The sequence below is a fragment of the Delftia tsuruhatensis genome (assembly GCF_903815225.1).
GTDB classification, from domain to species: Bacteria; Pseudomonadota; Gammaproteobacteria; order Burkholderiales; family Burkholderiaceae_C; genus Comamonas; species Comamonas tsuruhatensis_A.
The window spans coordinates 1,924,274-1,947,871 of sequence record NZ_LR813084.1; the positions used below are offsets into that span (position 1 = coordinate 1,924,274).

Genomic DNA, 23,598 nt, shown 5'->3' on the forward strand with positions numbered 1-23,598 from the left:
GAGCCATGCTCAAGCAGCGAGTCATCACCGCCCTGATCCTGCTGGCCATCCTGCTGCCTGCGCTCTTCTACCCGACGGGGATTCCGTTCGCCGTGGTGGTACTGGTGCTCATGGCCGCGGGCGCCTGGGAATGGGGGCGGATCAACGGCTTTGGCTCCGCAGGTGCCATCGGCATAGGCGCTGTCTGCACGGCGATGTGCCTGGCCACATGGGCCGCAGGCTGGCTGGAGCGGCCCCTGACGGCGCTATGGCTGGTTGCGGGTGCTGCGTGGGTGTTGGGCGGCGCGGCTTTGTTGCGCGCAGGCGTGGCCGGTTGGCCGCGCATCGCAGCCCCTGTGCGTCTGGCGGGAGGTGTGGTGGCGCTATGGCTGGCCTGGGTGGCTGTGGTTCAGGCGCGCATGATGGGCATCAACTTCCTGCTGTCGGTGCTGGTGCTGGTCTGGGTGGCGGACATCTTCGCCTATTTCGCGGGGCGCGCCCTGGGCTTGAAATTCACCAGGAACAAGCTGGCTCCATCGATCAGCCCTGGCAAGAGCTGGGAGGGCGTCTGGGGTGGGGTGGCTGGCGTCATGGTGCTGGCCATGGTCTGGGCATGGGCTGACCGGCACTACGCGGTGGCCGTGCCCAGTTTCTATTCGCTGCTGCTGGTGCACGGGGCCTGGTTCCTGCTGCTGGCGGCTTTGTTCATGGCCGCGATGAGCGTGGTCGGCGACCTGGTCGAGTCCCTGGTCAAGCGCAGCGTGGGTATCAAGGACAGCAGCGGACTGTTGCCCGGCCACGGCGGCGTGCTCGATCGCGTCGATGCCCTGCTGCCGACCCTGCCGCTGGCCATGATGCTTTCCTCTTTCGCGCATTCATGAAGCAGAAAATCACCGTCCTGGGGTCCACCGGCTCCATCGGTACCAATACGCTGGACGTGGTGGCGCGCCACCGCGACCAATACGAAGTCTTTGCGCTCAGCGCGGCCACGCAGGTCGATCTGATGCTGCGTCAGTGTGCCGAGTTCAAGCCGGCTTACGCTGTCATGGCCAGCATCCCCCATGCTCGACGGCTGGCCGAGCAATTGCGGGCCAACGGGCTTGCCACCGTGGTGCTGCAATCTGCGGATGCGCTGGAGCAGATCGCTGCCCATCCCGAGGTGGATGCCGTCATGGCGGCCATCGTCGGCGCTGCCGGACTGGCGCCTTGCCTTGCCGCCGCACGGGCGGGCAAGCGCCTGCTGCTGGCCAACAAGGAGGCTCTGGTCGTGGGTGGTGCGCTGTTCATGGAGACGGTCCGGCGCCATGGCGCGACCCTGCTGCCCATAGACAGCGAGCATTCGGCCATCTTCCAGTGCCTGCCCGAGGATCGGGACAGCTGGCCCGAACGCGTGGACAGCCTGTTGCTCACCGCATCGGGCGGACCCTTTCGCCAGCGCGATCCCTCCACGCTGTCAGAGATCACGCCCGAGCAGGCTTGTGCGCATCCGAACTTCTCCATGGGGCGCAAGATCTCCGTGGATTCGGCCACCATGATGAACAAGGCGCTGGAGGTGATCGAGGCGCGCTGGCTGTTCGACATGGCCCCCGAGAGAATCAAGGTCGTCATCCATCCGCAGCAGATCGTGCACTCCATGGTGCAGTTCAAGGATGCCTCGGTGCTGGCGCAGCTGGGCACGCCTGACATGCGCGTGCCCATTGCCTGCGGTCTGGCCTGGCCGCGGCGCATTGCCAGCGGCGCTGCGCCACTGGATTTCGCCCGGCTGGCCGCACTGACCTTCGAGGATGCGGATGCCGTACGCTTCCCGGGGCTGCACCTGTCCTGGCAGGCCCTGCGCGCCAGCGAGGGAACCACGGCCGTGCTCAATGCCTCCAACGAAGTCGCGGTGGCCGCCTTCCTCGAGAGGCGCCTGTCGTTTGATCGTATTCATGCTGTGAATATGCATACGCTGGAATCGCTGGTGCCGCCTACACTGGGCAGCCTGCAGGACCTGCTGGCACTCGATGCGCACGCCCGCGAGGTCGCTCAATCGGTGGTGCGCAAGTGGTCCCTGTGATGCCCGGCGCGCGGCCCTGCTGACTTCGCGGTACGCTGGCCGAGGCCCGCAGGGCCGCGGTGGATTCAAAGGAGTATCAATTGTTGCTGACCGTAGTCGCATTCGTGGTCGCGCTGGGCGTGCTGATCGCCGTTCACGAATGGGGGCACTACCGCGTCGCCGTGGCCTGCGGCGTGAAGGTGCTGCGTTTTTCCGTGGGCTTCGGCCGGCCGCTCCTGCGGTGGCGGCGCAAGGGTTCGGAGACGGAGTTCGTCATCGGCGCACTGCCGCTGGGCGGCTACGTGCGCATGCTCGACGAGCGCGAGGGCGAGGTGCCCGCCGACCAGCGCCACCTGGCGTTCAACACCCAGCCGCTGGGCGCGCGTGCCGCCATCGTGGCTGCCGGTCCCGTGGCCAATCTGGTGCTCGCCGTCGCGCTGCTGGCCATCGTCAACTGGGTCGGCATGCAGGAGCCCGTGGCGCGCCTGGCGGCGCCACCGGCCGGCACGTTGCTTCAGGTGGCGGGCGTGCAGGGGGGCGACCGCGTATTGCGTGCGGCCCAGGGCGATCAGGCATGGGAGGACGTGCGCTCGCTCAACGATCTGCGCTGGTTGCTGACCCGTGCCGCACTGGATGACGAATCCGTGCGTCTGGAGGTCCAGCAGGCTCGCCGCACGGCGCCTTCCGAGCTGCGTCTGCCACTGGCCGGCCAGGTGCAGGGTGAGCCGGATGCAGCCTTCTTCGAGCGCCTGGGGCTGCTGGGGCCCTGGACGGCGCCAGTCCTGGACAAGGTCATGGCGGGGGGCGCAGCCGAAAGAGCGGGGCTGCGCCAGGGCGATCTGGTGCTGCGTGTGGGGTCCGTCGCCGTGGAGGATGGCACGCAGCTGCGCAATCTCATCCGCCGCCTGGGTGCCTCGGGCCGCGTCGAACAGCAGCTGTGGCTGGTCGAGCGCGATGGCCAGTCGCTGCAGATTCCGGTGTTGCCGGACCTGGAGCGCTCGGAAGATGGCAAGGAGAGCATTGCGCGCATCAGCGCCTATATCGGCAGCGCGCCAGAGATGGCGCTGGTTCAGCGCGGTCCGCTGGAAGGCCTGTGGGCTGGCGTGCAGCGGACCTGGGAGCTATCGTCGCTGACGCTGCGCATGATGGGGCGCATGGTGATAGGTGAGGCCTCGCTCAAGAACATCAGCGGCCCACTGACCATCGCCGACTACGCGGGCCGCTCGGCCAGCATGGGGCTGGTGCAATACCTGTCGTTCCTGGCGCTGATCAGCATCAGCCTGGGGGTTCTCAACTTGCTCCCCCTGCCGGTGCTCGATGGCGGGCACCTGATGTATTATCTTTGGGAGGGCGTGACTGGCCGCAGCGTGTCGGAAGTCTGGGCCGGACGCTTGCAGCGTGCAGGCGTGGCGGTTTTGCTGATGATGATGTCCGTCGCCTTTTTCAACGATATCAACCGGCTTTGGGGCTAACTTTTCAGCCGATTTCGGCAAGCCGCTGCAGCGGCCAATCCACTCATGACTAAACGTATCAATCGCCTGGGCGTGCGCGCAGCGTCGACCCTGGCCGCCATGGTTTTGGCTGCCAATGCAGCCTGGGCGCTGGAGCCCTTCAGGGTACAGGACATCCGCATCGAAGGCCTGCAGCGCGTGGAGCCGGGCACGGTCTTCGCTTCCATCCCGCTGCGCGTGGGCGACCAGTATGACGACGACAAGGGGGCCGCCGCCATCCGCTCGCTGTTCGCCCTGGGCCTGTTCAAGGATATCCGCCTGGAGGCCAATGGCAATGTGCTCGTCGTCGTCGTCGAGGAGCGACCCACCATCGCCGAGGTGAACTTCGCCGGCACCAAGGAATTCGACAAGGAAACCCTGCAAAAGGCCATGCGTGACGTGGGTCTGGCCGAGGGTCGCCCCTTCGACAAGGCACTGGCCGACCGCGCCGAGCAGGAGCTCAAGCGCCAGTACATCAATCGCAGCCTCTACGGTGCCGAAGTCGTGACCACGGTCACGCCCATCGAGCGCAACCGCGTCAACCTGACCTTCACGGTGACCGAGGGGGAGCCCGCCCGCATCAACGAAATCCATATCGTCGGCAACAAGGCCTTCAGTGAGTCCACGCTCAAGGACCTGTTCGATCAGGACACCGGCAACTGGATGAGCTGGTACACCAAGTCGGACCGCTATGCGCGCAACAAGCTCAACGCCGACCTGGAAACGCTGCGCTCCTACTACCTGCAGCGGGGCTATCTGGAGTTCCGGGTGGACTCCACCCAGGTGGCCATCTCGCCCGACAAGCAGACCATCTCGCTGACCGTGAACATCCACGAAGGTGAGCGCTTCGTGGTCTCCGGCGTCAAGCTGGAGGGCAACTACCTGGACCGTGACGACGAATTCAAGTCCCTGGTCAAGATCAAGCCCGGCGAGCCCTACAACGCCGATCAGGTGACAGCGACGACCAAGGCTTTCACCGAGCATTTCGGCAACTTCGGCTTTGCGTTCGCGCGTGTCGAAGCCGTGCCGGACATCGATCGCACCACCAACCGCGTGGCGCTGACTCTGCATGCCGAGCCTTCGCGCCGGGCCTATGTGCGTCGCATCAACGTCAGTGGCAACAACCGCACGCGCGATGAAGTGATCCGTCGCGAGTTCCGCCAGTACGAGGCCTCCTGGTATGACGGTGACAAGATCCGCCTGTCGCGTGACCGTGTGGACCGCCTCGGCTTCTTCACCGAAGTCAATGTCGAGACCCAGGAAGTGGCCGGCTCTCCCGACCAGGTGGACCTGGTGATCTCCGTGGCCGAAAAGCCCACGGGGTCGCTGCAGCTGGGCGCGGGCTTCTCCAGCGCCGAGAAGGTCTCGCTGTCCTTCGGTATCAAGCAGGAGAACGTGTTCGGTTCGGGCAACTACCTGGGCGTGGACGTGAACACCAGCAAGTACCGCCGTACCATGGTGCTGTCGACCACCGATCCGTATTTCACGGACACGGGCATCTCGCGCACCTATGACCTGTACTACCGCACGGACCGTCCCTACTATGACGATGCGGCCTACAAGATCGTCACATCGGGCGGCAGCGTGCGCTTCGGCGTTCCGTTCAGCGAGGTCGATACCGTGTACTTCGGCGGCGGCGTGGAGCGCTCGGAGATCAAGCCCGGCACCTATCTGCCCCAGGCCTACAAGGACTATGCGGACAAGTACGGCTATGCCAACACCGGCATCCCGCTGACCCTGGGCTGGTCGCGTGACAATCGTGACAGCGCGCTGGCGCCCAACTCGGGCATGTACCAGCGCCTGAACACCGAATGGTCGGTGGGAGGGGAAGCGCGCTATGTGCGTGCCAACTACCAGATCCAGCAGTACATCCCGTTGAACAAGAAGTACACGATCGCACTGAACGGTGAGCTGGGCTATGGCAAGGGCCTCAACGGCCGCCCGTTCCCGTTGTTCAAGAACTTCTTCTCGGGCGGCCTCGGTTCGGTCCGAGGCTTCGAGCAGGGCTCGCTGGGGCCGCGTGATACCAAGGAAAATCTCGCCCTGGGCGGCTCCAAGAAGGTGACGCTGAACGCCGAGTTCATGGTCCCCTTCCCAGGTGCAGGCAATGACAGGACTTTGCGACTTTTTACATTCCTGGACGTGGGCAATGTCTACGGTGCCGACCAGAACTTCGATCTCGGTGAGCTGCGGGCTTCCACCGGCCTCGGCATCAGCTGGATTTCCCCGCTGGGCCCGCTGCGTCTGGCCTTTGCTCAACCCATCCGCAAGCAGACCGGGGATAGAATCCAGCGACTGCAATTCCAAATCGGAACCTCTTTCTAATGAAATCTCTATCTAGCCATTTTTCCCTGGCTGTGCTGCTTGGCGCCATGGCCGTTTCCGCACATGCCCAGGAGTTCAAGGCCGGCTTTGTGAACACGGACCGTATCTTCCGTGAGGCATCGACCGCCAAGGCTGCGCAGTCCAAGCTGGAGCAGGAGTTCTCCAAGCGCGAGAAGGAACTGGTCGACCAGGGCAACGCACTCAAGAGCGCATCGGAGAAATTCGAACGCGAAGCGCCCACCATGGCCGAGAGCCAGCGCGTCTCGCGCCAGCGCCAGCTGGTGGACCAGGACCGCGAGTTCCAGCGCAAGCGCCGTGAGTTCCAGGAAGACCTGAACTCCCGCAAGAACGAGGAGCTGGCCCAGGTGCTGGACCGTGCCAACAAGGTGGTCAAGCAGGTGGCCGAGGCCGAGAAGTACGATGTCATCCTTCAGGAAGCCGTCTATATCAACCCCAAGTACGACATCACTGACAAAGTGATCAAGGCGCTGAACGGCGGCGGCAAGTAAGCCGGCGTCGAAGGCTGCAAGCCGTGAGCGTATTGTTGGGCCGGATCCTCGATGCACTCGGAGGTGAACTGGTCGGTGGCGACAGGGAGGTGTCCATCTCCCGCATCGCGCCGCTGGATTCCGCCGGGGCCGGGGATCTCAGCTTTCTGAGCAATCCCCGCTATCGCCAGCAACTGGCCGCCTCCGAGGCGGCCTGCGTTATTGTGGCGCCTGCCATGCGCGAGCTCGCAGAGCAGCGTGGGCCTTGCATCGTGGTCCCCGACCCTTATGCCTATTTCGCGCGCGCCACCCAGTGGTGGCGGCGCAACTGCCTGCCCGTGATGCCCGCGGGCATCCATCCGAGCGCCGTGGTCCACGAGAGCGCGGTGATCGATGCCTCGGCCACCATCGGGCCGTTGTGTGTCGTGGAGGCTGGCGCCCGCATCGGTGCCGGGACGGTGCTCAAGTCGCGCGTCACCGTTGGCGAGAACTGCCAGGTGGGGGCACGCTGCCTGCTGCATTCCGGGGTGGTGCTGGGGGCTGACGGCTTCGGCTTCGCACCGGAGAATGGCGCCTGGGTGAAGATCGAGCAGCTGGGCAGCGTGCGGGTGGGCGATGACGTGGAGATCGGGGCCAATACCTGCATAGACCGGGGGGCGCTGGACGACACGGTGATCGAGGACGGCGTCAAGCTCGACAACCTGATCCAGATCGGGCACAACGTGCATGTCGGCAGGCACACGGCGATGGCCGGGTGCGTGGGAGTCGCCGGCAGCGCGCGCATCGGAGCGCATTGCACCGTGGGGGGCGGCGCCATCGTGCTGGGCCATCTGCAACTGGCCGACCGGGTGCATATTTCGGCGGCGACGGTGGTGACCCGTTCGCTGACACAATCAGGTGTTTACACGGGCATGTTTCCCGTGGATGAAAACGCCAAATGGGAAAAAAATGCTGCGACGCTGAAGCAGCTGCACTCCATGCGTGAACGCATCAAGGCCCTGGAGCGGCAACTGCAGCAATCGGCGGATCAAGGCCATAACGGAACGCAATGATGGATATTCACGCAATTCTCAAGCAACTGCCCCACCGCTACCCCTTCCTGCTGGTGGACAAGGTCACGGAGCTTGAGCGCAATACACGCATCAGGGCGATCAAGAACGTCACGTTCAACGAGCCCTATTTCATGGGCCACTTCCCGGGGCGTCCTGTCATGCCCGGCGTGCTGATCCTGGAGGCGCTGGCGCAGGCCGCGGGCCTGCTGGCCTTCGACGCCATGGGCCAGGTTCCGGACGAGAACAACATCTACTACTTCGTGGGCATCGACGGTGCGCGTTTCAAGCGCCCCGTGGAGCCGGGCGACCAGCTGGTGCTGGAGATCACCATCGACCGCGTGCGCGGCGGCATCTGGAAGTTCAAGGGCGTGGCCAGGGTCGAGGACGAGGTTGCCTGCGAAGCCGAGCTGATGTGCACCATGCGCAACGTGGGCTGAGGGGCACATGGCTGGCATGGAACGCATCCACCCCACGGCACTGGTCGATTCCGCTGCCCAGCTGGATTCGACAGTGTCGGTCGGCCCCTATGCCGTCATCGGGCCGCATGTGGAGATCGGCGCCGGTACATCGATCGGCGCCCACTGCGTGATCGAAGGCCGCACCAGCCTCGGTCGCGACAATCGGATCTTCCAGTTCGCGTCCCTGGGGGCGCAGCCCCAGGACAAGAAATATGCAGGCGAGCCCACGCGCCTGGTGATCGGGGACCGCAACACGGTGCGCGAGTTCTGCACCTTCAACACGGGAACCGTGCAGGACCAGGGCGTCACCTGCATCGGCAGCGACAACTGGATCATGGCCTACGTGCATGTGGCCCACGATTGCGTCGTGGGCAGCCACACCATCCTGGCCAACAATGCCACGCTGGCGGGTCATGTGCACGTGGGCGACCATGTGATCCTGGGTGGGCTGACGGGCGTGCACCAGTTCACCAAGGTGGGGGCCCATGCCATGGCCGGCTTTGCCAGTCATATCTCTCAGGACGTGCCGCCCTTCATGATGGTGGATGGCAATCCGCTGGCAGTGCGGGGTTTCAACATCGAAGGCCTGCGTCGGCGCGGCTTCGGGCCGCAGCGCATCCAGGCCGTCAAGCAGATGCACCGGCTGCTGTATCGCCAGGGTCTGACGCTGGACGCTGCCCGCGAGGCCATCGCACAGCTTTGCGGCGAGATGCCGGAAGCTTCCGAAGATGTGTCGCTGATGCTGGATTTTCTGGCAGCCTCGACCCGGGGCATTGCGCGCTGACCCGGCGCGCGAAAGGATGGCATGACCGAGAATGCGGCGCCTGCGAGGTGCCTGGGCCCGTCGATCGCCATGGTCGCAGGGGAAACCTCGGGCGATCTGCTGGCCTCCCTGCTCATGGACGGCCTGCTGGCCCGCTGGCCGCAGGCATCGGCGTTCGGCATCGGCGGGCCACAGATGCAGCAGCGCGGCTTCGAGGCCTGGTGGTCCAGCGAGCGCCTGGCCGTGCACGGCTACAGCTGGGAGGTGTTTCGCCGGCTGGCTGAAATCCTGGGTATCCGCAGGCAATTGCGGCAACGGTTGCTCAGGCAGCCTCCGGCGGTGTTCGTGGGCATCGATGCGCCGGACTTCAACCTGGGTCTGGAGGCCGATCTGCGTGCCGCAGGCGTCAAGACCGTGCATTTCGTCTGTCCGTCGATCTGGGCCTGGCGTGCCGACCGGGTCGAGAAGATCCGCAATGCGGCCGACCATGTGCTGTGCGTCTTTCCATTCGAGCCTGAGCTGCTTGCGCGCCATGGCATAGAGGCCACCTATGTCGGCCATCCGCTGGCCAGCGTGATTCCGCTGCATCCCGATCGCGCGGCGGCACGCCGCAGGCTGGGCCTTGACGAGCAGGGGCTGGTGCTTGCCGTGCTGCCCGGCAGCCGCCGCTCCGAGATCCGTTACCTGGCCGCGCGTTTTTTTCATGCGGCCGCTTTGGTTCGCAAGGCTTTGCCAGCTATTAAAATAATAGTGCCTGCGGTGCCTGCGCAGCTGGACGAGTTGCGTCGCGTCGCTGAAGAGACCGGCATGGCGGCGTCGCTGCACATCGTGCGAGGCCAGTCCCATGATGCCTTGGCGGCCTGTGACGTGACGCTCATCGCCAGTGGCACGGCCACGCTGGAGGCTGCCCTGTACAAGCGTCCCATGGTGATCGGCTACAACATGCACCCCTGGAGCTGGCGCCTGATGCGCGGCAAGCAGCTGCAGCCCTGGGTGGGCCTGCCCAACATCCTGTGCGGCGACTTTGTCGTGCCTGAGTTGATCCAGGATGCGGCCACGCCCCTGGCGTTGAGTCAGGCCGTGCTGCAATGGCTGCAGGCCTGCGAGCATTCCCCTTCAACCGTCGAGGCGCTGGTGCAGCGCTTCACAGCGCTGCACCATGAGTTGCGGCGCGATACTGCCGAACTGGCTGCCCATGCGATCGAGAAAATCATTGCCCCCACTGTCGCCTGAACAGGCGCGCCTGCCCTGGCATGCGCCGGGGCTGGTTGCGGGCGTGGACGAGGCGGGTCGCGGCCCGCTGGCCGGCCCCGTGGTGGCCGCCGCCGTCATCCTCGATGACCTCAATCCCATCGACGGGCTCAATGACTCCAAGAAGCTCACGGCTGCACGCCGCGAGGTTCTCTATGATGAGATACGCGCCAAGGCGTTGTGCTGCAGCATCGCCGAGGCTTCGGTCGAGGAGATCGACCGCCTCAACATCCTGCAGGCCACGCTGCTGGCCATGCGCCGGGCCGTGATGGGCCTGCGGCTGAAGCCCGTGCTGGTGCTGGTCGATGGCAATCAACTGCCCGTGCTGGATGTGCAGGCCGAAGCCATCGTCAAGGGGGATTCCCTGGTGCAGGCCATCTCGGCTGCCTCCATTCTCGCCAAGGTCACGCGCGATCGGTGGTGCGAGCGCCTGCACGAGCAGCATCCGCAGTACGGCTTCGACGGCCACAAGGGCTATGGCACGGCAGCGCATCTGGCGGCGCTGCGCCAGTACGGTGCCTGCGGCGAGCACAGGCGCTCATTCGCACCAGTGGCCCATGTCGTGAATATCGCCAAGATGGCCGAGCCGCTGGCCGCCGCCCGTGTGGCGGCTGCATCGCAGAGCGCGCAGGCCTTGCTGCTGTCCGCCTGAGCGGCATCCACTCCGGCGCCGGTGGCGTCTTCGTTCCCCTTGCTCCGAAAGCCTTGCCATGAGCCGACAACCCGCTGCCACCTTGATCCAGTCCCGTGACAACGCCCTGGTCAAGGATTTGCGCAGGCTGTCGCAGGACAGTGGGGCCTATCGCAAGCAGGGGCGCGTCTGGCTGGAGGGCGATCACCTGTGCCGCGCGGCGCTGGCCCGCGGCGTGCAGCCTGCGATGGCCGTCGTGGCCGAATCCTTCTGGCCCCAGGTGCCGCTGCAATGGGTGCAGGGGGCCGGCAAGTGCGTGGTGTTGGCCGATGCACTGTTCTCCGAAGTCAGCGGGCTGGAGTCTCCGGCGCGCATCGGCTTTCTGATGGAGTGGCAGGCCACGGCGGCCTTGCGTGCAGGTGTGGCCACGGTGGTGCTGGACCGCGTCCAGGATGCCGGCAACGTGGGCTCCATCCTGCGCAGTGCCGCGGCCTTCGGCTTTGGCCAGGTCGTGGCCCTCAAGGGCACTGCGGCCCTGTGGAGCCAGAAGGTGCTGCGCGCCGGCATGGGGGCGCACTTCGGCTTGCACCTGGTCGAGTCGGTCTCGGCGGACGATCTGGTCGACCTGAACCTGCCGTTGATCGTGACCAGTTCCCACCAGGGGGAACTGATCCAGCAGGCGCCCTTGCCCTGGCCTTGTGCCTGGGCCATGGGACATGAAGGGCAGGGCGTGGGCGAGGCCTTGATGCGGCAGGCGGCCCTGCATGTGCGCATAGGCCAGCCCGGTGGCGAGGAGTCCTTGAACGTCGCTGCGGCAGCGGCCATATGCCTGCATGCGAGCAGCGTGAGTGCCGGCTCACGTCAAGGGTAATCCCGGTCCCTGTCGGGAGGCTGAAGCGCTGGCAGCCTATAATGGGCGGCTTTCAAGCATTCCACACTACGCCTAGCGACGCTTCCTCGCCACCCCTTGCAGACAAGCTGAACCCGACCGGATCCGTCCGTGCGGCTCGCTGGGCGTAACCGTAATTAGAACCGGAGAACCCAGTGCTTTTGTCTCTCAAGGGAGCATTCCCATCCGCCATCCTGGCGCTCGCAGACGGCACGGTCTTTGTTGGCAACTCGATCGGTGCGCAAGGCACCACGGTTGGTGAAGTCGTTTTCAACACGGCGATCACCGGCTACCAGGAAATCCTCACCGACCCCAGCTACTGCCAGCAGATCGTGACGCTCACGTATCCGCACATCGGCAACTATGGCGTCAATGTGGAGGACGTCGAGGCCGGCAAGGTCCATGCAGCGGGCCTGATCATTAAGAACCTGCCGCTGCTGGCGAGCAACTTCCGCCAAGCCGAGACCCTGCCCGACTATCTCGCACGCAGCGGCACGGTGGCGATCGCCAACATCGATACGCGCAAGCTCACGCGCCTGCTGCGCGACAAGGGCGCTCAAAATGGCGCCATCGTCGGTCTGGCAGCCGGCGAGGAGGTGACCCAGGCGCGCATCGACGAGGCAGTGGCCGCCGCCAAGGCCGCCCCCAGCATGAAGGGCCTGGATCTGGCGCAGGTGGTGACCACCACCAGGCCCTACGAGTGGACCGAGACCGAATGGAAGCTGGGCGAAGGCTACGGCAAGCAGGAGGCGCCGCGCTTTCACGTGGTGGCCTATGACTTCGGCGTGAAGTTCAACATCCTGCGCATGCTGGCCGAGCGCGGCTGCAAGCTGACCGTGGTGCCGGCCAGGACGCCCGCCAAGGATGTGCTGGCGCTCAACCCCGATGGTGTGTTCCTGTCCAACGGCCCTGGCGACCCGGAGCCTTGCGACTACGCCATTGCTGCGACCAGGGAGCTGGTGGACTCCGGCAAGCCCGTGTTCGGCATCTGCCTGGGCCACCAGATCATGGCCCTGGCCGCCGGCGCCAGGACCTTCAAGATGGCCAACAGCCACCACGGAGCCAACCACCCCGTCAAGGACCTGGACAACGGCCGCGTGAGCATCACCAGCCAGAACCACGGTTTCGCCGTGGAGCTGGACTCGCTGCCCGAGACCCTGCGCCCCACGCACGTCAGCCTGTTCGACGGCACGCTGCAGGGCCTGGAGCACAAGGACAAGCCCGCGTTCTGCTTCCAGGGCCACCCCGAGGCTTCGCCCGGCCCGCACGATATCGCCTACCTGTTTGACCGCTTCACGGCGCTGATGGAGAAACACAAAAATGCCTAAGCGCACCGACCTCAAAAGCATTCTGATCATTGGCGCCGGCCCCATCGTCATCGGCCAAGCCTGCGAATTCGACTACTCCGGCGTGCAGGCCTGCAAGGCGCTGCGCGAGGAGGGCTACAAGGTCATCCTGATCAACAGCAACCCCGCCACGATCATGACCGACCCGGCCACGGCCGACGTCACCTACATCGAGCCCATCACCTGGCAGACGGTCGAGAAGATCATCGCCAAGGAGCGTCCCGACGCCATCCTGCCGACCATGGGCGGCCAGACGGCGCTCAATTGCGCCCTGGACCTGTGGCGCAACGGCGTGCTGCACAAGTACAAGGTCGAGCTGATCGGCGCCACGCCCGAGGCCATCGACAAGGCCGAGGACCGCCTCAAGTTCAAGGATGCGATGACGCGCATCGGCCTGGGTTCGGCGCGTTCGGGCATCGCGCATTCCATGGACGAAGCCTGGGCCGTGCAAAAGAACGTGGGCTTTCCCACCGTCATCCGCCCCAGCTTCACGCTGGGCGGCACGGGCGGCGGCATCGCCTACAACCCGGAAGAGTTCGAGACCATCTGCAAGCGTGGCCTGGAAGCCTCGCCCACCAACGAGCTGCTGATCGAGGAATCGCTGCTGGGCTGGAAGGAGTACGAGATGGAAGTGGTCCGCGACAAGGCGGACAACTGCATCATCATCTGCTCCATCGAGAACCTGGACCCCATGGGCGTGCACACCGGCGACTCGATCACCGTGGCCCCCGCGCAGACCCTGACCGACAAGGAGTACCAGATCATGCGCAACGCCTCGCTGGCGGTGCTGCGCGAGATCGGCGTGGACACGGGTGGTTCCAACGTGCAGTTCTCGGTGAATCCCAAGGACGGCCGCATGATCGTCATCGAGATGAATCCGCGCGTGTCGCGTTCCTCGGCGCTGGCGTCCAAGGCCACGGGCTTTCCCATCGCCAAGGTTGCCGCCAAGCTGGCCGTGGGCTATACGCTGGACGAACTCAAGAACGACATCACGGGCGGCAAGACGCCGGCCTCGTTCGAGCCCTCGATCGACTACGTGGTCACCAAGATCCCGCGTTTCGCCTTCGAGAAGTTCCCTGCCGCCGACAACCGCCTGACCACGCAGATGAAGTCCGTGGGCGAGGTCATGGCCATCGGCCGTACCTTCCAGGAGTCCTTCCAGAAGGCGCTGCGCGGCCTGGAAGTCGGCGTGGACGGCATGAACGAGAAGACCCAGGACCGCGAGATCCTCGAGAAGGAACTCGGCGAGCCCGGTCCCGACCGCATCTGGTACGTGGGCGATGCCTTCGCGGCCGGCTGGACGCTGGATGAAGTCCACCACATCACCAAGATCGACAAGTGGTTCCTGGTGCAGATCGAGGAGATCGTCAAGATCGAGCTCGAGCTGGACAAGGTCTACGAGGAAAAGGGCGACGCAGCCCTGGCGGCCCTGGACGCCGCGACGCTGCGCACGCTCAAGCAAAAAGGCTTCTCCGACCGCCGCCTGGCCAAGCTGCTGCACACCAGCGACAAGGCCGTGCGCGAGGCGCGCAAGGCCCTGGGCGTGCGCCCCGTGTTCAAGCGCGTGGACACCTGCGCCGCCGAGTTCGCGACCAATACCGCCTACATGTACTCGACCTATGACGAGGAGTGCGAGGCCGCGCCTTCGGACAAGAAGAAGATCATGGTGCTGGGCGGCGGTCCAAACCGCATCGGCCAGGGCATCGAGTTCGACTACTGCTGCGTGCACGCCGCGCTCGCCATGCGCGAGGACGGCTACGAGACCATCATGGTCAACTGCAACCCCGAGACCGTGTCCACCGACTACGACACCTCGGACCGCTTGTACTTCGAGCCGCTCACCCTGGAGGATGTGCTCGAGGTCGTGGCCGTCGAAAAGCCGGCCGGCGTCATCGTGCAGTACGGTGGCCAGACACCGCTGAAGCTGGCGCTGGGCCTGGAAAAGGAAGGCGTTCCCATCATCGGCACCACGCCCGACATGATCGACGCTGCCGAAGACCGCGAGCGCTTCCAGAAGCTGCTCAACGAACTGGGCCTGCGCCAGCCCCCCAACGCCACGGCGCGCACCGAGGCAGAGGCGCTGGAGAAGGCCGCCGGCCTGGGCTATCCCCTGGTCGTGCGCCCCAGCTACGTGCTGGGCGGCCGCGCCATGGAGATCGTGCATGAGCAGCGCGACCTGGAGCGCTACATGCGCGAGGCCGTCAAGGTCAGCAATGACTCGCCCGTGCTGCTGGACCACTTCCTGTCCAATGCCATCGAGTGCGACGTGGACTGCGTGCGCGACCGCGAAGGCGCCGTCTTCATCGGCGGCGTGATGGAGCACATCGAGCAGGCCGGCGTGCACTCGGGCGACTCCGCCTGCTCGCTGCCGCCGTACTACCTCAAGCCCGAGACCGTGGCCGAGATCAAGCGCCAGACCGCCGCCATGGCCAATGCGCTGAACGTGGTGGGCCTCATGAACGTGCAGTTCGCCATCAAGGAAACGGCCGAAGGCGACGTGATCTACGTGCTGGAAGTCAACCCGCGCGCCTCGCGCACCGTGCCCTTCGTCTCCAAGGCCACGGGCATCCAGCTGGCCAAGGTGGCTGCGCGCTGCATGGCCGGCGACACGCTGGCACAGCAAGGCATCACCAAGGAAGTCACGCCGCCGTACTTCAGCGTCAAGGAAGCGGTCTTCCCGTTCGTGAAGTTCCCCGGCGTGGACACCATCCTCGGCCCCGAGATGAAGTCCACCGGCGAAGTCATGGGCGTGGGCAAGACCTTCGGCGAGGCCTTCGTCAAGAGCCAGCTGGGTGCCGGCGTGACGCTGCCCACCTCGGGCAAAGTCTTCCTGACCGTGAAGAACGCCGACAAGCCGCGCGCCGTGGCCGTGGCCAGGGAGCTGGCCGCCATGGGCTTTGCCCTGTGCGCCACGCGCGGCACGGCTGCGGCCATCGCCGAGGCCGGCATCGAGGTGCAGGTGGTCAACAAGGTCACCGAGGGCCGCCCCCACATCGTGGACATGATCAAGAACGGCGAGATCGTCATGGTCATCAACACGGTGGAAGAGCGCCGCAACGCCATTGCCGACTCGCGTGCCATCCGTACCAGTGCCCTGCTGGCGCGCGTGACCACCTTCACCACCATCTTCGGCGCGGAAGCGGCCGTCGAAGGCATGAAGTCCATGGGCCACATGGACGTGCATTCGGTGCAGGAGCTGCACGCCCAGCTGCAGGCCGCCTGATCGGGGGACGGCGCCGCCCCGGTTTTCGACGGGGCGCAGCCTGGGCAACTGTCCGACAGTGCCGTTGGGTTTTCCCGCCACTTCAGGCGGGTAAACGCGGCATAATGGACCGGACGACCTGATGAAAACCGCCGCGCGGCAACGTGCGGCGGTTTGCTTTTGGGGTACAGGCCCTGCCGCTGCAACGCGGACCCGCCGTACCGAGGAAGCCGCGCAGCGCGCGGCGTTTGCTGAACATGGAGACTTTTCAATGGCCACCATCCCCATCACCAAGCGCGGAGCCGAAAAGCTCAAGGACGAGCTGCACCGCCTGAAGACCGTGGAGCGTCCCGCCGTGATCCAGGCCATCGCCGAGGCGCGTGCCCAGGGTGATCTGAGCGAGAACGCCGAGTACGAAGCTGCCAAGGACCGCCAGGGCTTCATCGAAGGCCGCATCGCCGAAGTCGAGAGCAAGCTGTCCGCCGCCCAGATCATCGATCCGGCGGCCGTGGATGCCGGCGGCCGCGTGGTCTTCGGCGCCACGGTCGAGCTCGAGGATGAGGACAGCGGCGACATGGTCAAGTACCAGATCGTGGGCGAGGACGAGGCCGATCTCAAGCTGGGCCTGATCAATGTCTCCAGCCCCATCGCACGCGCGCTGATCGGCAAGGAAGAGGGCGACACCGCCGTCGTGCAGGCGCCCGGTGGCGAGCGCCGCTATGAAGTGGTATCGGTGCGCTATCTCTGATGCGGGCCAAGGCGTGACGCTGTGAATACCCTGCATGAGCGCATTCCCCTGCTGGCCGCCGCCTTGTGGTGGGGCAGCCTGTCGTCCATAGGCTTCATGGCCGTGCCGATGCTGTTCGCCCATCTGCCCACGCCAGCCGTGGCGGGCTTCATGGCGGCGCAGTTGTTTGCCGCGCAGACCTGGGTGTCCGTCGCCTGCGCTGCCGTGCTGCTTGTGCTGTCACGGCGTCGCCAGGAGCGGGCCTTGCAGCCCTGGGCCCAGGGCTGCCTGGGCTTTGTGATCGGCGGCATGCTGCTGGCGCTTCTGGTCCAGTACGGCGTGTCGCCGCGCATCGTTGCGCGCGACAACCTCAAGCTGTGGCACAGCGTGGGCACGGTGATGTATGCGCTCCAGTGGCTGTGCGCGCTGGTGGTGCTCTGGCGCGTGGCCGCGCCTGGGCGCAGCAGTGCTGCCCGCTGAATCTCGCCGTGACCATGAAAAATGCCCGCATCTGCGGGCATTTTTCATTGCCGGGCCGCCCACACGGCGGCGGCCTACTCGTGCCAGTGATCGGCCACCCAGGTGGCGGGGCGGATGTAGCGAAAGCGCCGGTTGCGCCGGCCCGCCAGCGCATCGGGCGGGTTGCACTCGCCGTGGAAGATGATCACGCGGGCGCCTTCCGGCACAAAGGGGGGCGCCCAGTAGTTGGTCGGCCAGGTGGGGATGCAGTGGTACTTGAAGCTGGGGCACCAGGCCGCAGGCCAGTAGCGCAGCTTGCCCTGCTTGTGCAGCATGTCCGACAGGTAGGCCTGCTCGTTGCGGAAGTTGTTGCGGATCTCTTCGAAATGGGTGCGGAAGTAATCCAGCACCTCGGGGTGAGCGCCCAGCTCGAAGCGGTAGACCGACGAGTTGCCCGTGATGCGCCAGGGGCGCTTGTAGTCATGGATGATCAGGAACTCGCCGGGCTCGGTGAAGAAGTCGTCCAGCGGCCCGGTGATGACTACATCCACGTCAAGGAACAAGGCTGTTCCACGCAGGCCGAACAGATCGGCGCTGAAGGTGGCCAGCTTGTTCCAGCCGCGTTCGGGGATGCCGGCAGGCAGGTTCAGCGGGGGAATCGGCAGGCACTCGACCTCGCCGCGAATCCCTACGCCGTCATCGGTCAGGCAGACAAAGCGAAAATCGCCCTTCAGATGCCGGCGCACCATGGCGTAGAGCCTGTTGACATACTCCGGGCCATACTTCTTGCCCCACTTCATGCAGATCACGAAGCGCTGCTGGGCGGGAGCGGCCGGGCTGGCGGAGATCGGTTGCGAGGCCTCGGCCCCGCTGGCGGCAAGGGATGCTGCGGTCATCGGCACGGGCAATCAGTCTGCCTGGCGCTTCTTGACCGACTTCTGCTTGGGCTTGGCGCGCTTGACCTGGCCACCGGCCGTCAGGCGCTGATTGCCCAGCACGCGGATCTGCTTGACCTCGGGCTTCTGGCCGCCGCGCTTGCTGAACTTGAGCACCTTGACGTCGCGTGGACCGGGCATGCGGTCCTCGTCGACGGTCTTTTCCTTTTCCGGCATCGGGCGCCACAGCACCAGCAGCTTGCCGATGTGCTGGATGGGGGCGGCGCCGAGCTCGTCGCACAGTTGCAGGTACATCTGCTCGCGTGCGGCGCGGTCATCGTTGAAGACACGGACCTTGATCAGGCCATGTGCATTGAGGGCGGCGTTGACCTCCTTTTGCACGGCGGCCGTCAGGCCGTCACCCCCGATGAGGACCACGGGGTCCAGGTGGTGTGCGTTGGCGCGGTGTTCCCGGCGCTGGGCGGGAGTCAATTGAATTTGGGGCATGGCCGTATTATCGAGGCTGAAAGAATCCAGCATGAAAGTCCAAACAAAAAGCAAGAAGGTCAACAAGGCCTGGCTCAACAGCCACGTCAACGACCCCTATGTCAAGGCCGCCCAGAAGGACGGCTACCGCGCGCGCGCGGCCTACAAGCTCAAGGAGATAGACGAGCAGTTCAAGCTCATCCGGCCCGGTGCCACCGTGGTGGATCTGGGTTGCGCGCCCGGGGCATGGAGCCAGTATGTGCGCCGCCGCCTGTCTCCCGAGGGTGCGGCCGTCGGCCAGCTCAATGGCCGCATCATCTCGCTGGACCTGCTGCCCATGGAGCCCATCGAGGGCGTGCAGTACATCCAGGGCGATTTCCGCGAGGCACCGGTGCTTGCGCAACTGCAGGATGCGATGCAGGGCGGCAAGGCCGACGTGGTGGTCTCGGACATGGCGCCCAACCTGTCGGGCAACGGCACGACCGACGCGGCGCGCATCGCCCTGCTGGTCGAGCTCGCGGTTGATTTTTCGATCCATCATATGAAATCCGAGGGGGCTCTGGTCGTGAAGCTTTTCCACGGAGGGGCCTATGACGAACTGGTCGCGCTGTTCCGCCAGACCTTCAAGGTGGTCAAGCCCGTCAAGCCCAAGTCCTCGCGCGACAAGTCTTCCGAGACGTTTCTGGTCGGCATGGGCCTGAAGTAGGCCGGGGCCCGTCCCGTGGGCGTGCTTGATGCGGGTCAAGACCGCTTTCAAGCTATGGCTGCTATAGAGGGATATAGGCGACCAGCCAGCTTGAAACACCTAAAATGGACCGCAGATAGGCTTCGAGCACGCTGCAAGCCCTTTTCTCTGTATTCCCATTGGAGCCCCGCTTGAACAATCAGTGGTTTTCAAAAATTGCCGTCTGGCTGGTCATCGCCATGGTGCTGTTTACGGTGTTCAAACAGTTTGACACCCGCGGCGGCGCTGGCGCGTCCCATCTCGGCTACTCCGAGTTCCTGGAGGAGGTGCGGAGCAATCGCATCAAGAGCGCCACCATCCAGGAAGGCCCCGGCGGTACCGAGATCGTGGCCACGACCAACGACGACCGCAAGGTGCGCACCACGGCCACCTATCTGGATCGCGGCCTGGTGGGCGACCTGATCAACAACAACGTCAAGTTCGACGTCAAGCCGCGCGAGGAGGGCTCGGTGCTGATGACGCTGCTCGTCAGTTGGGGCCCCATGCTGCTGTTGATCGGCGTGTGGGTCTACTTCATGCGTCAGATGCAGGGTGGCGGCAAGGGCGGTGCCTTCAGCTTCGGCAAGAGCAAGGCGCGCATGCTCGACGAGAACAACAACACCGTGACCTTCGCCGATGTCGCCGGATGCGACGAAGCCAAGGAGGAGGTCAAGGAGGTCGTGGACTTCCTCAAGGACCCCAACAAGTTTCAGAAGCTGGGCGGTCGCATTCCGCGCGGCCTGTTGCTGGTCGGTCCTCCTGGCACTGGCAAGACGCTGCTGGCCAAGTCCATTGCCGGCGAGGCCAAGGTGCCGTTCTTCAGCATCTCGGGCTCGGACTTCGTGGAAATGTTCGTCGGCGTGGGCGCCGCCCGTGTGCGCGACATGTTCGAGAATGCCAAGAAGAACGCTCCCTGCATCATCTTCATCGATGAAATCGATGCCGTGGGGCGCCAGCGTGGCGCGGGCCTGGGCGGCGGCAATGATGAGCGCGAGCAGACTTTGAACCAGATGCTGGTGGAGATGGATGGCTTCGAGACCAACCTCGGCGTGATCGTCGTGGCGGCGACCAACCGCCCCGACATCCTGGATGCGGCCCTGCTGCGCCCTGGACGCTTCGACCGCCAAGTGTATGTCACGTTGCCCGATATCCGTGGCCGCGAGCAGATTCTCAATGTCCACATGCGCAAGATCCCCGTGGGCCAGGACGTGAACGCCGCCATCATCGCGCGTGGCACGCCCGGCATGTCGGGGGCCGATCTTGCCAACCTCTGCAACGAGGCGGCCCTGATGGCTGCACGCCGCAATGCGCGCACCGTGGAGATGCAGGACTTCGAGAAGGCCAAGGACAAGATCATCATGGGCCCCGAGCGCAAGACCATGGTCATGCCCGAGGAGGAGCGCCGCAACACGGCCTACCATGAGGCCGGCCACGCGCTGATCGGCAAGCTGCTGCCCAAGTGCGACCCCGTGCACAAGGTCACCATCATCCCGCGCGGTCGTGCCCTGGGCGTGACCATGAGCCTGCCCGAGAAGGACCGCTACTCCTATGACAAGGAGTTCATGCTCAACCAGATCGCCATGTTGTTCGGTGGCCGCATCGCCGAAGAAGTGTTCATGAACCAGATGACCACGGGCGCGAGCAACGACTTCGAGCGCGCCACGCAGATCGCGCGCGACATGGTCACCCGTTATGGCATGACCGATGCGCTGGGCCCCATGGTCTATGCGGAGCAGGAAGGCGAGCCTTTCCTGGGTCGCTCCATGACGAAGACCAACAACGTCAGCGAGCAGACCATGCAGAAGGTTGACCAGGAAGTGCGCCGCATCATCGACGAGCAGTACGCGCTGGCGCGCAAGCTGATCGAGGACAACTCGGACAAGATGCACGCCATGGCCAAGGCCATGCTCGACTGGGAAACCATCGATGCAGAGCAGCTTGACGACATCATGGCCGGTCGCGAGCCGCGTCCGCCCAAGGACTGGGTGCCGCGCAATCCGCCGTCCTCCTCCGATGGTGGCAACTCTTCCGGCGGAACGCCCGCAGTGGACGCCGATCCCGCGCCCACCACGGCCTGATCCGCTTGCCGCAGGGACGGGCAGTCCCGCACGAAGGGCCCTGAGGGGCCCTTTTGCTTTCGACAAACCATTCAATCGCGCGCGCCGGTGCGTGCTGTACCCGGGCCGCGTGGGCGCAGATTTCCAGGAGATTCCATGCCGCATCAATGGCAGACTTCCCGCTTTGTTCTGGACCTGGCGCGTCCTTTGGTCATGGGCATCGTCAACGTGACGCCTGATTCGTTCTCCGATGGCGGGCGGCACGCGACTGCGCAACAGGCCCTGCGCCATGCCGAGCAACTGGTCGGCGAAGGTGCCCATATCCTGGACATCGGCGGCGAATCCACCCGGCCCGGGTCGCCCGCCGTGCCGCTGGATGAGGAGTTGCGGCGCGTGCTGCCCGTGGTGCGCGGCGCCGTGCAACTGGGCGTTGCGGTCTCGGTCGATACCTACAAGCCCGAAGTCATGCAGGCCGTGCTTGATCTGGGTGCCGACATCGTCAACGACATCTGGGCGCTGCGCCAGCCGGGTGCGCAGCAGGTGGTGGCCGCGCATCCGAACTGCGGCATCTGCCTGATGCACATGCATGGCACGCCGCAGGACATGCAGGCCAGTCCCATGCGGGGCGACGCCGTGCCTGTCGTGCGCGATTTCCTGCAAGGCCGCAGCGATGCACTGCTGGCCCTGGGCGTGGCACGCGAGCGCATCGTCTGGGACTATGGCATCGGCTTCGGCAAGAGCGTGGCACAGAATTTTTCGCTGCTTGCACGCCAGCTGGAACTGCTGGGCCTAGACTTCCCGCTGCTGGCCGGCTGGTCGCGCAAGGGTTCTCTGGGCCAGGTCAGCGGCCTGCCGCAGGGGCAGCGCATGGTGCCCAGCGTGGCCGCGGCACTGCTGGCCGTAGAGCGCGGCGCGCGCGTGGTGCGTGTGCACGACGTGGCCGATACGGTGGCAGCATTGGCGGTCTGGCAGACCATGCAGGACAACGCATAGAAGACACGACAAGGAGCACTATGGCACGCACATACTTCGGCACCGACGGCATTCGCGGCCTGGTCGGCCGTTCGCCCATCACCCCAGACTTCGCGCTGCGCCTGGCGCATGCCGTGGGCCGTGTGCTGCGGCGCAAGGAAAGCCGCCCCCTGGTGCTGATCGGCAAGGACACGCGGATCTCAGGCTACATGCTGGAGAGCGCGCTGGAGTCCGGGTTCAATTCGGCCGGAGTGGATGTGATGCTGCTGGGCCCCCTGCCCACGCCGGGCGTGGCCTATCTGACGCGGGCCCAGCGTGCCAGCCTGGGCGTGGTCATCAGCGCCAGCCACAACCCCTACTACGACAACGGCATCAAGTTCTTCAGCGCCCAGGGCACCAAGCTGCCCGACGCCTGGGAGGAGGAGGTCGAGCATGCACTGGCCGAGGACCCCGTGTGGGCGGACTCCGCCGCGCTGGGCAAGGCGCGGCGCCTGGACGATGCTGCGGGTCGCTATATCGAGTTCTGCAAGAGCACCTTCGACCATGCACTCACGCTCAAGGGGGTGAAGATCGTGGTCGATGCGGCCCATGGCGCGGCCTACCAGATTGCGCCCAAGGTCTTCCATGAGCTGGGGGCCGACGTGGTGGCCATAGGCTGCACGCCCGACGGCCTGAACATCAATGAAGGGGTGGGTGCCACCCATCCCGAGGCACTGGTCATGGCGGTACGCGCCAACCGTGCCGATTTCGGCGTGGCGCTCGATGGCGATGCCGACCGGCTGCTGCTGGTGGATGCGGCAGGGCGTCTCTACAACGGCGATGAGCTGCTGTATCTGATGGTGGCCGACCGGCTTGCGCGCGGAGAAGCGGTTGCCGGTGCCGTGGGCACGCTGATGACCAACATGGCGGTGGAGGTGGCACTGAAATCCCAGGGCGTTGGCTTTGTGCGTGCCAAGGTCGGCGACCGCTATGTGCTGGAGGAGCTTCACCGCCAGGGCTGGACGTTGGGCGGGGAGGGCTCCGGCCATCTGCTGGCGCTGGACAAGCACACCACGGGCGATGGCCTGGTCAGCGCGCTGCAGGTGCTGCAGGCCTGTGTGCGTTCGGGCAAGGGCCTTGCGCAGTGGCTGTCATCGGTGCAATTGTTTCCTCAGGTGCTGCTCAATGTGCGGCTGCAACCCGGGCAGGACTGGAAGCGCAACGCATCGCTGCAACAGGCCACGCAGGCGGTCGAGGCCGAGCTGGGCGATGCGGGCCGCGTGCTGATCCGTGCCAGCGGCACGGAGCCGCTGCTGCGTGTGATGGTGGAAGCGCGCGATGGCGACCAGGCCAGCCGCTGTGCCGAACGGCTGGCCAGCGTGGCGAAGAATTCCCCGGTGGTGGCCTGAG

The 23,598-nt window shown here is 65.3% G+C and carries 21 protein-coding genes; 19 read left to right on the forward strand and 2 right to left on the reverse strand.

Annotated features, from left to right (window positions below; genetic code table 11):
• The first annotated feature begins 5 nt into the window (after nucleotides 1-5).
• The 15 genes from L1Z78_RS08660 (at nucleotide 6) to L1Z78_RS08730 (ending at nucleotide 17,116) form a co-directional block, all read left to right on the forward strand.
• Complete coding sequence (locus L1Z78_RS08660; protein ID WP_234641119.1) at nucleotides 6-860, forward strand: phosphatidate cytidylyltransferase; 855 nt, start codon at nucleotides 6-8, stop codon at nucleotides 858-860.
• On the forward strand, nucleotides 857-2,035 hold the full coding sequence (gene ispC, locus L1Z78_RS08665) for a 1-deoxy-D-xylulose-5-phosphate reductoisomerase (RefSeq protein WP_234641120.1): 1,179 nt from the start codon (nucleotides 857-859) through the stop codon (nucleotides 2,033-2,035). The genes L1Z78_RS08660 and ispC overlap by 4 nt, the downstream gene beginning before the upstream one ends.
• Nucleotides 2,036-2,115: 80 nt before the next feature.
• Nucleotides 2,116-3,486, forward strand: coding sequence for an RIP metalloprotease RseP (gene rseP, locus L1Z78_RS08670; protein ID WP_234641121.1), 1,371 nt, complete (start codon nucleotides 2,116-2,118; stop codon nucleotides 3,484-3,486).
• 45 nt (nucleotides 3,487-3,531) lie between these two features.
• A complete protein-coding gene (gene bamA / locus L1Z78_RS08675; RefSeq protein ID WP_234641122.1) occupies nucleotides 3,532-5,829 on the forward strand; it encodes an outer membrane protein assembly factor BamA in 2,298 nt (765 codons plus the stop codon).
• Nucleotides 5,829-6,338, forward strand: coding sequence for an OmpH family outer membrane protein (locus tag L1Z78_RS08680; protein WP_234641123.1), 510 nt, complete (start codon nucleotides 5,829-5,831; stop codon nucleotides 6,336-6,338). Before bamA ends, L1Z78_RS08680 begins: the two co-directional genes overlap by 1 nt.
• A 23-nt stretch (nucleotides 6,339-6,361) precedes the next feature.
• Nucleotides 6,362-7,369, forward strand: a complete 1,008-nt coding sequence (lpxD, locus tag L1Z78_RS08685; RefSeq protein ID WP_234641124.1) for a UDP-3-O-(3-hydroxymyristoyl)glucosamine N-acyltransferase — start codon at nucleotides 6,362-6,364, stop codon at nucleotides 7,367-7,369.
• Nucleotides 7,366-7,806, forward strand: coding sequence for a 3-hydroxyacyl-ACP dehydratase FabZ (gene fabZ, locus L1Z78_RS08690; protein WP_234641125.1), 441 nt, complete (start codon nucleotides 7,366-7,368; stop codon nucleotides 7,804-7,806). Before lpxD ends, fabZ begins: the two co-directional genes overlap by 4 nt.
• A 16-nt stretch (nucleotides 7,807-7,822) precedes the next feature.
• The gene (gene lpxA / locus L1Z78_RS08695) at nucleotides 7,823-8,611 is read left to right on the forward strand and encodes an acyl-ACP--UDP-N-acetylglucosamine O-acyltransferase (protein ID WP_234642126.1); all 789 of its coding nucleotides are present in this window, start codon (nucleotides 7,823-7,825) and stop codon (nucleotides 8,609-8,611) included.
• A gap of 21 nt (nucleotides 8,612-8,632) precedes the next feature.
• A complete protein-coding gene (gene lpxB, locus L1Z78_RS08700; RefSeq protein WP_234641126.1) occupies nucleotides 8,633-9,823 on the forward strand; it encodes a lipid-A-disaccharide synthase in 1,191 nt (396 codons plus the stop codon).
• Nucleotides 9,786-10,493 (forward strand): ribonuclease HII, encoded by a 708-nt coding sequence (rnhB, locus tag L1Z78_RS08705; RefSeq protein WP_234641127.1) that lies wholly within the window; start codon nucleotides 9,786-9,788, stop codon nucleotides 10,491-10,493. The genes lpxB and rnhB overlap by 38 nt, the downstream gene beginning before the upstream one ends.
• 58 nt (nucleotides 10,494-10,551) lie before the next feature.
• The gene (locus L1Z78_RS08710; RefSeq protein ID WP_234641128.1) at nucleotides 10,552-11,343 is read left to right on the forward strand and encodes a TrmH family RNA methyltransferase; all 792 of its coding nucleotides are present in this window, start codon (nucleotides 10,552-10,554) and stop codon (nucleotides 11,341-11,343) included.
• A 173-nt stretch (nucleotides 11,344-11,516) separates the two neighbouring features.
• Nucleotides 11,517-12,689 (forward strand): glutamine-hydrolyzing carbamoyl-phosphate synthase small subunit, encoded by a 1,173-nt coding sequence (gene carA / locus L1Z78_RS08715; protein WP_234641129.1) that lies wholly within the window; start codon nucleotides 11,517-11,519, stop codon nucleotides 12,687-12,689.
• Entirely contained in the window at nucleotides 12,682-15,930 is a 3,249-nt protein-coding gene (gene carB, locus L1Z78_RS08720) for a carbamoyl-phosphate synthase large subunit (RefSeq protein WP_234641130.1), read from the forward strand. The genes carA and carB overlap by 8 nt, the downstream gene beginning before the upstream one ends.
• A gap of 250 nt (nucleotides 15,931-16,180) precedes the next feature.
• On the forward strand, nucleotides 16,181-16,657 hold the full coding sequence (gene greA, locus L1Z78_RS08725) for a transcription elongation factor GreA (protein ID WP_234641131.1): 477 nt from the start codon (nucleotides 16,181-16,183) through the stop codon (nucleotides 16,655-16,657).
• A 21-nt stretch (nucleotides 16,658-16,678) separates the two neighbouring features.
• Nucleotides 16,679-17,116 (forward strand): DUF4149 domain-containing protein, encoded by a 438-nt coding sequence (locus tag L1Z78_RS08730; RefSeq protein WP_234641132.1) that lies wholly within the window; start codon nucleotides 16,679-16,681, stop codon nucleotides 17,114-17,116.
• Between the two features lie 74 nt (nucleotides 17,117-17,190).
• Here the strand turns inward: L1Z78_RS08730 and L1Z78_RS08735 are convergent, their stop codons facing one another.
• Entirely contained in the window at nucleotides 17,191-17,991 is an 801-nt protein-coding gene (locus L1Z78_RS08735) for a glycosyltransferase (RefSeq protein WP_234641133.1), read from the reverse strand.
• A gap of 12 nt (nucleotides 17,992-18,003) precedes the next feature.
• Entirely contained in the window at nucleotides 18,004-18,477 is a 474-nt protein-coding gene (locus tag L1Z78_RS08740; RefSeq protein WP_234641134.1) for a YhbY family RNA-binding protein, read from the reverse strand.
• Between the two features lie 31 nt (nucleotides 18,478-18,508).
• Between L1Z78_RS08740 and L1Z78_RS08745 the strand changes: the two genes are divergently transcribed.
• From L1Z78_RS08745 to glmM, 4 genes are all read left to right on the forward strand, one after another.
• Nucleotides 18,509-19,162 carry an RlmE family RNA methyltransferase gene (locus L1Z78_RS08745; RefSeq protein ID WP_234641135.1) on the forward strand — a complete coding sequence of 218 codons (654 nt, stop codon included), beginning with the start codon at nucleotides 18,509-18,511 and terminating at the stop codon, nucleotides 19,160-19,162.
• A 170-nt stretch (nucleotides 19,163-19,332) separates the two neighbouring features.
• Nucleotides 19,333-21,258, forward strand: a complete 1,926-nt coding sequence (gene ftsH / locus L1Z78_RS08750; protein ID WP_234641136.1) for an ATP-dependent zinc metalloprotease FtsH — start codon at nucleotides 19,333-19,335, stop codon at nucleotides 21,256-21,258.
• Between the two features lie 135 nt (nucleotides 21,259-21,393).
• The gene (gene folP / locus L1Z78_RS08755) at nucleotides 21,394-22,230 is read left to right on the forward strand and encodes a dihydropteroate synthase (protein ID WP_234641137.1); all 837 of its coding nucleotides are present in this window, start codon (nucleotides 21,394-21,396) and stop codon (nucleotides 22,228-22,230) included.
• Nucleotides 22,231-22,250: 20 nt separating this feature from the next.
• Entirely contained in the window at nucleotides 22,251-23,597 is a 1,347-nt protein-coding gene (glmM, locus tag L1Z78_RS08760; RefSeq protein ID WP_234641138.1) for a phosphoglucosamine mutase, read from the forward strand.
• The last annotated feature ends 1 nt before the right edge of the window (nucleotide 23,598 follow it).

What these genes read in the sequence shown, in the direction of transcription:
- L1Z78_RS08660 (WP_234641119.1), top strand. Translation starts at nt 6, where the DNA reads ATGCTCAAGCAGCGAGTCATCACCGCCCTGATCCTGCTGGCCATCCTG.
- ispC (WP_234641120.1), top strand. Translation starts at nt 857, where the DNA reads ATGAAGCAGAAAATCACCGTCCTGGGGTCCACCGGCTCCATCGGTACC.
- bamA (WP_234641122.1), top strand. Translation starts at nt 3,532, where the DNA reads ATGACTAAACGTATCAATCGCCTGGGCGTGCGCGCAGCGTCGACCCTG.
- L1Z78_RS08680 (WP_234641123.1), top strand. Translation starts at nt 5,829, where the DNA reads ATGAAATCTCTATCTAGCCATTTTTCCCTGGCTGTGCTGCTTGGCGCC.
- fabZ (WP_234641125.1), top strand. Translation starts at nt 7,366, where the DNA reads ATGATGGATATTCACGCAATTCTCAAGCAACTGCCCCACCGCTACCCC.
- lpxA (WP_234642126.1), top strand. Translation starts at nt 7,823, where the DNA reads ATGGAACGCATCCACCCCACGGCACTGGTCGATTCCGCTGCCCAGCTG.
- lpxB (WP_234641126.1), top strand. Translation starts at nt 8,633, where the DNA reads ATGACCGAGAATGCGGCGCCTGCGAGGTGCCTGGGCCCGTCGATCGCC.
- rnhB (WP_234641127.1), top strand. Translation starts at nt 9,786, where the DNA reads ATGCGATCGAGAAAATCATTGCCCCCACTGTCGCCTGAACAGGCGCGC.
- L1Z78_RS08710 (WP_234641128.1), top strand. Translation starts at nt 10,552, where the DNA reads ATGAGCCGACAACCCGCTGCCACCTTGATCCAGTCCCGTGACAACGCC.
- carB (WP_234641130.1), top strand. Translation starts at nt 12,682, where the DNA reads ATGCCTAAGCGCACCGACCTCAAAAGCATTCTGATCATTGGCGCCGGC.
- greA (WP_234641131.1), top strand. Translation starts at nt 16,181, where the DNA reads ATGGCCACCATCCCCATCACCAAGCGCGGAGCCGAAAAGCTCAAGGAC.
- L1Z78_RS08735 (WP_234641133.1), bottom strand. Translation starts at nt 17,991, where the DNA reads ATGACCGCAGCATCCCTTGCCGCCAGCGGGGCCGAGGCCTCGCAACCG.
- L1Z78_RS08740 (WP_234641134.1), bottom strand. Translation starts at nt 18,477, where the DNA reads ATGCCCCAAATTCAATTGACTCCCGCCCAGCGCCGGGAACACCGCGCC.
- L1Z78_RS08745 (WP_234641135.1), top strand. Translation starts at nt 18,509, where the DNA reads ATGAAAGTCCAAACAAAAAGCAAGAAGGTCAACAAGGCCTGGCTCAAC.
- folP (WP_234641137.1), top strand. Translation starts at nt 21,394, where the DNA reads ATGCCGCATCAATGGCAGACTTCCCGCTTTGTTCTGGACCTGGCGCGT.
- glmM (WP_234641138.1), top strand. Translation starts at nt 22,251, where the DNA reads ATGGCACGCACATACTTCGGCACCGACGGCATTCGCGGCCTGGTCGGC.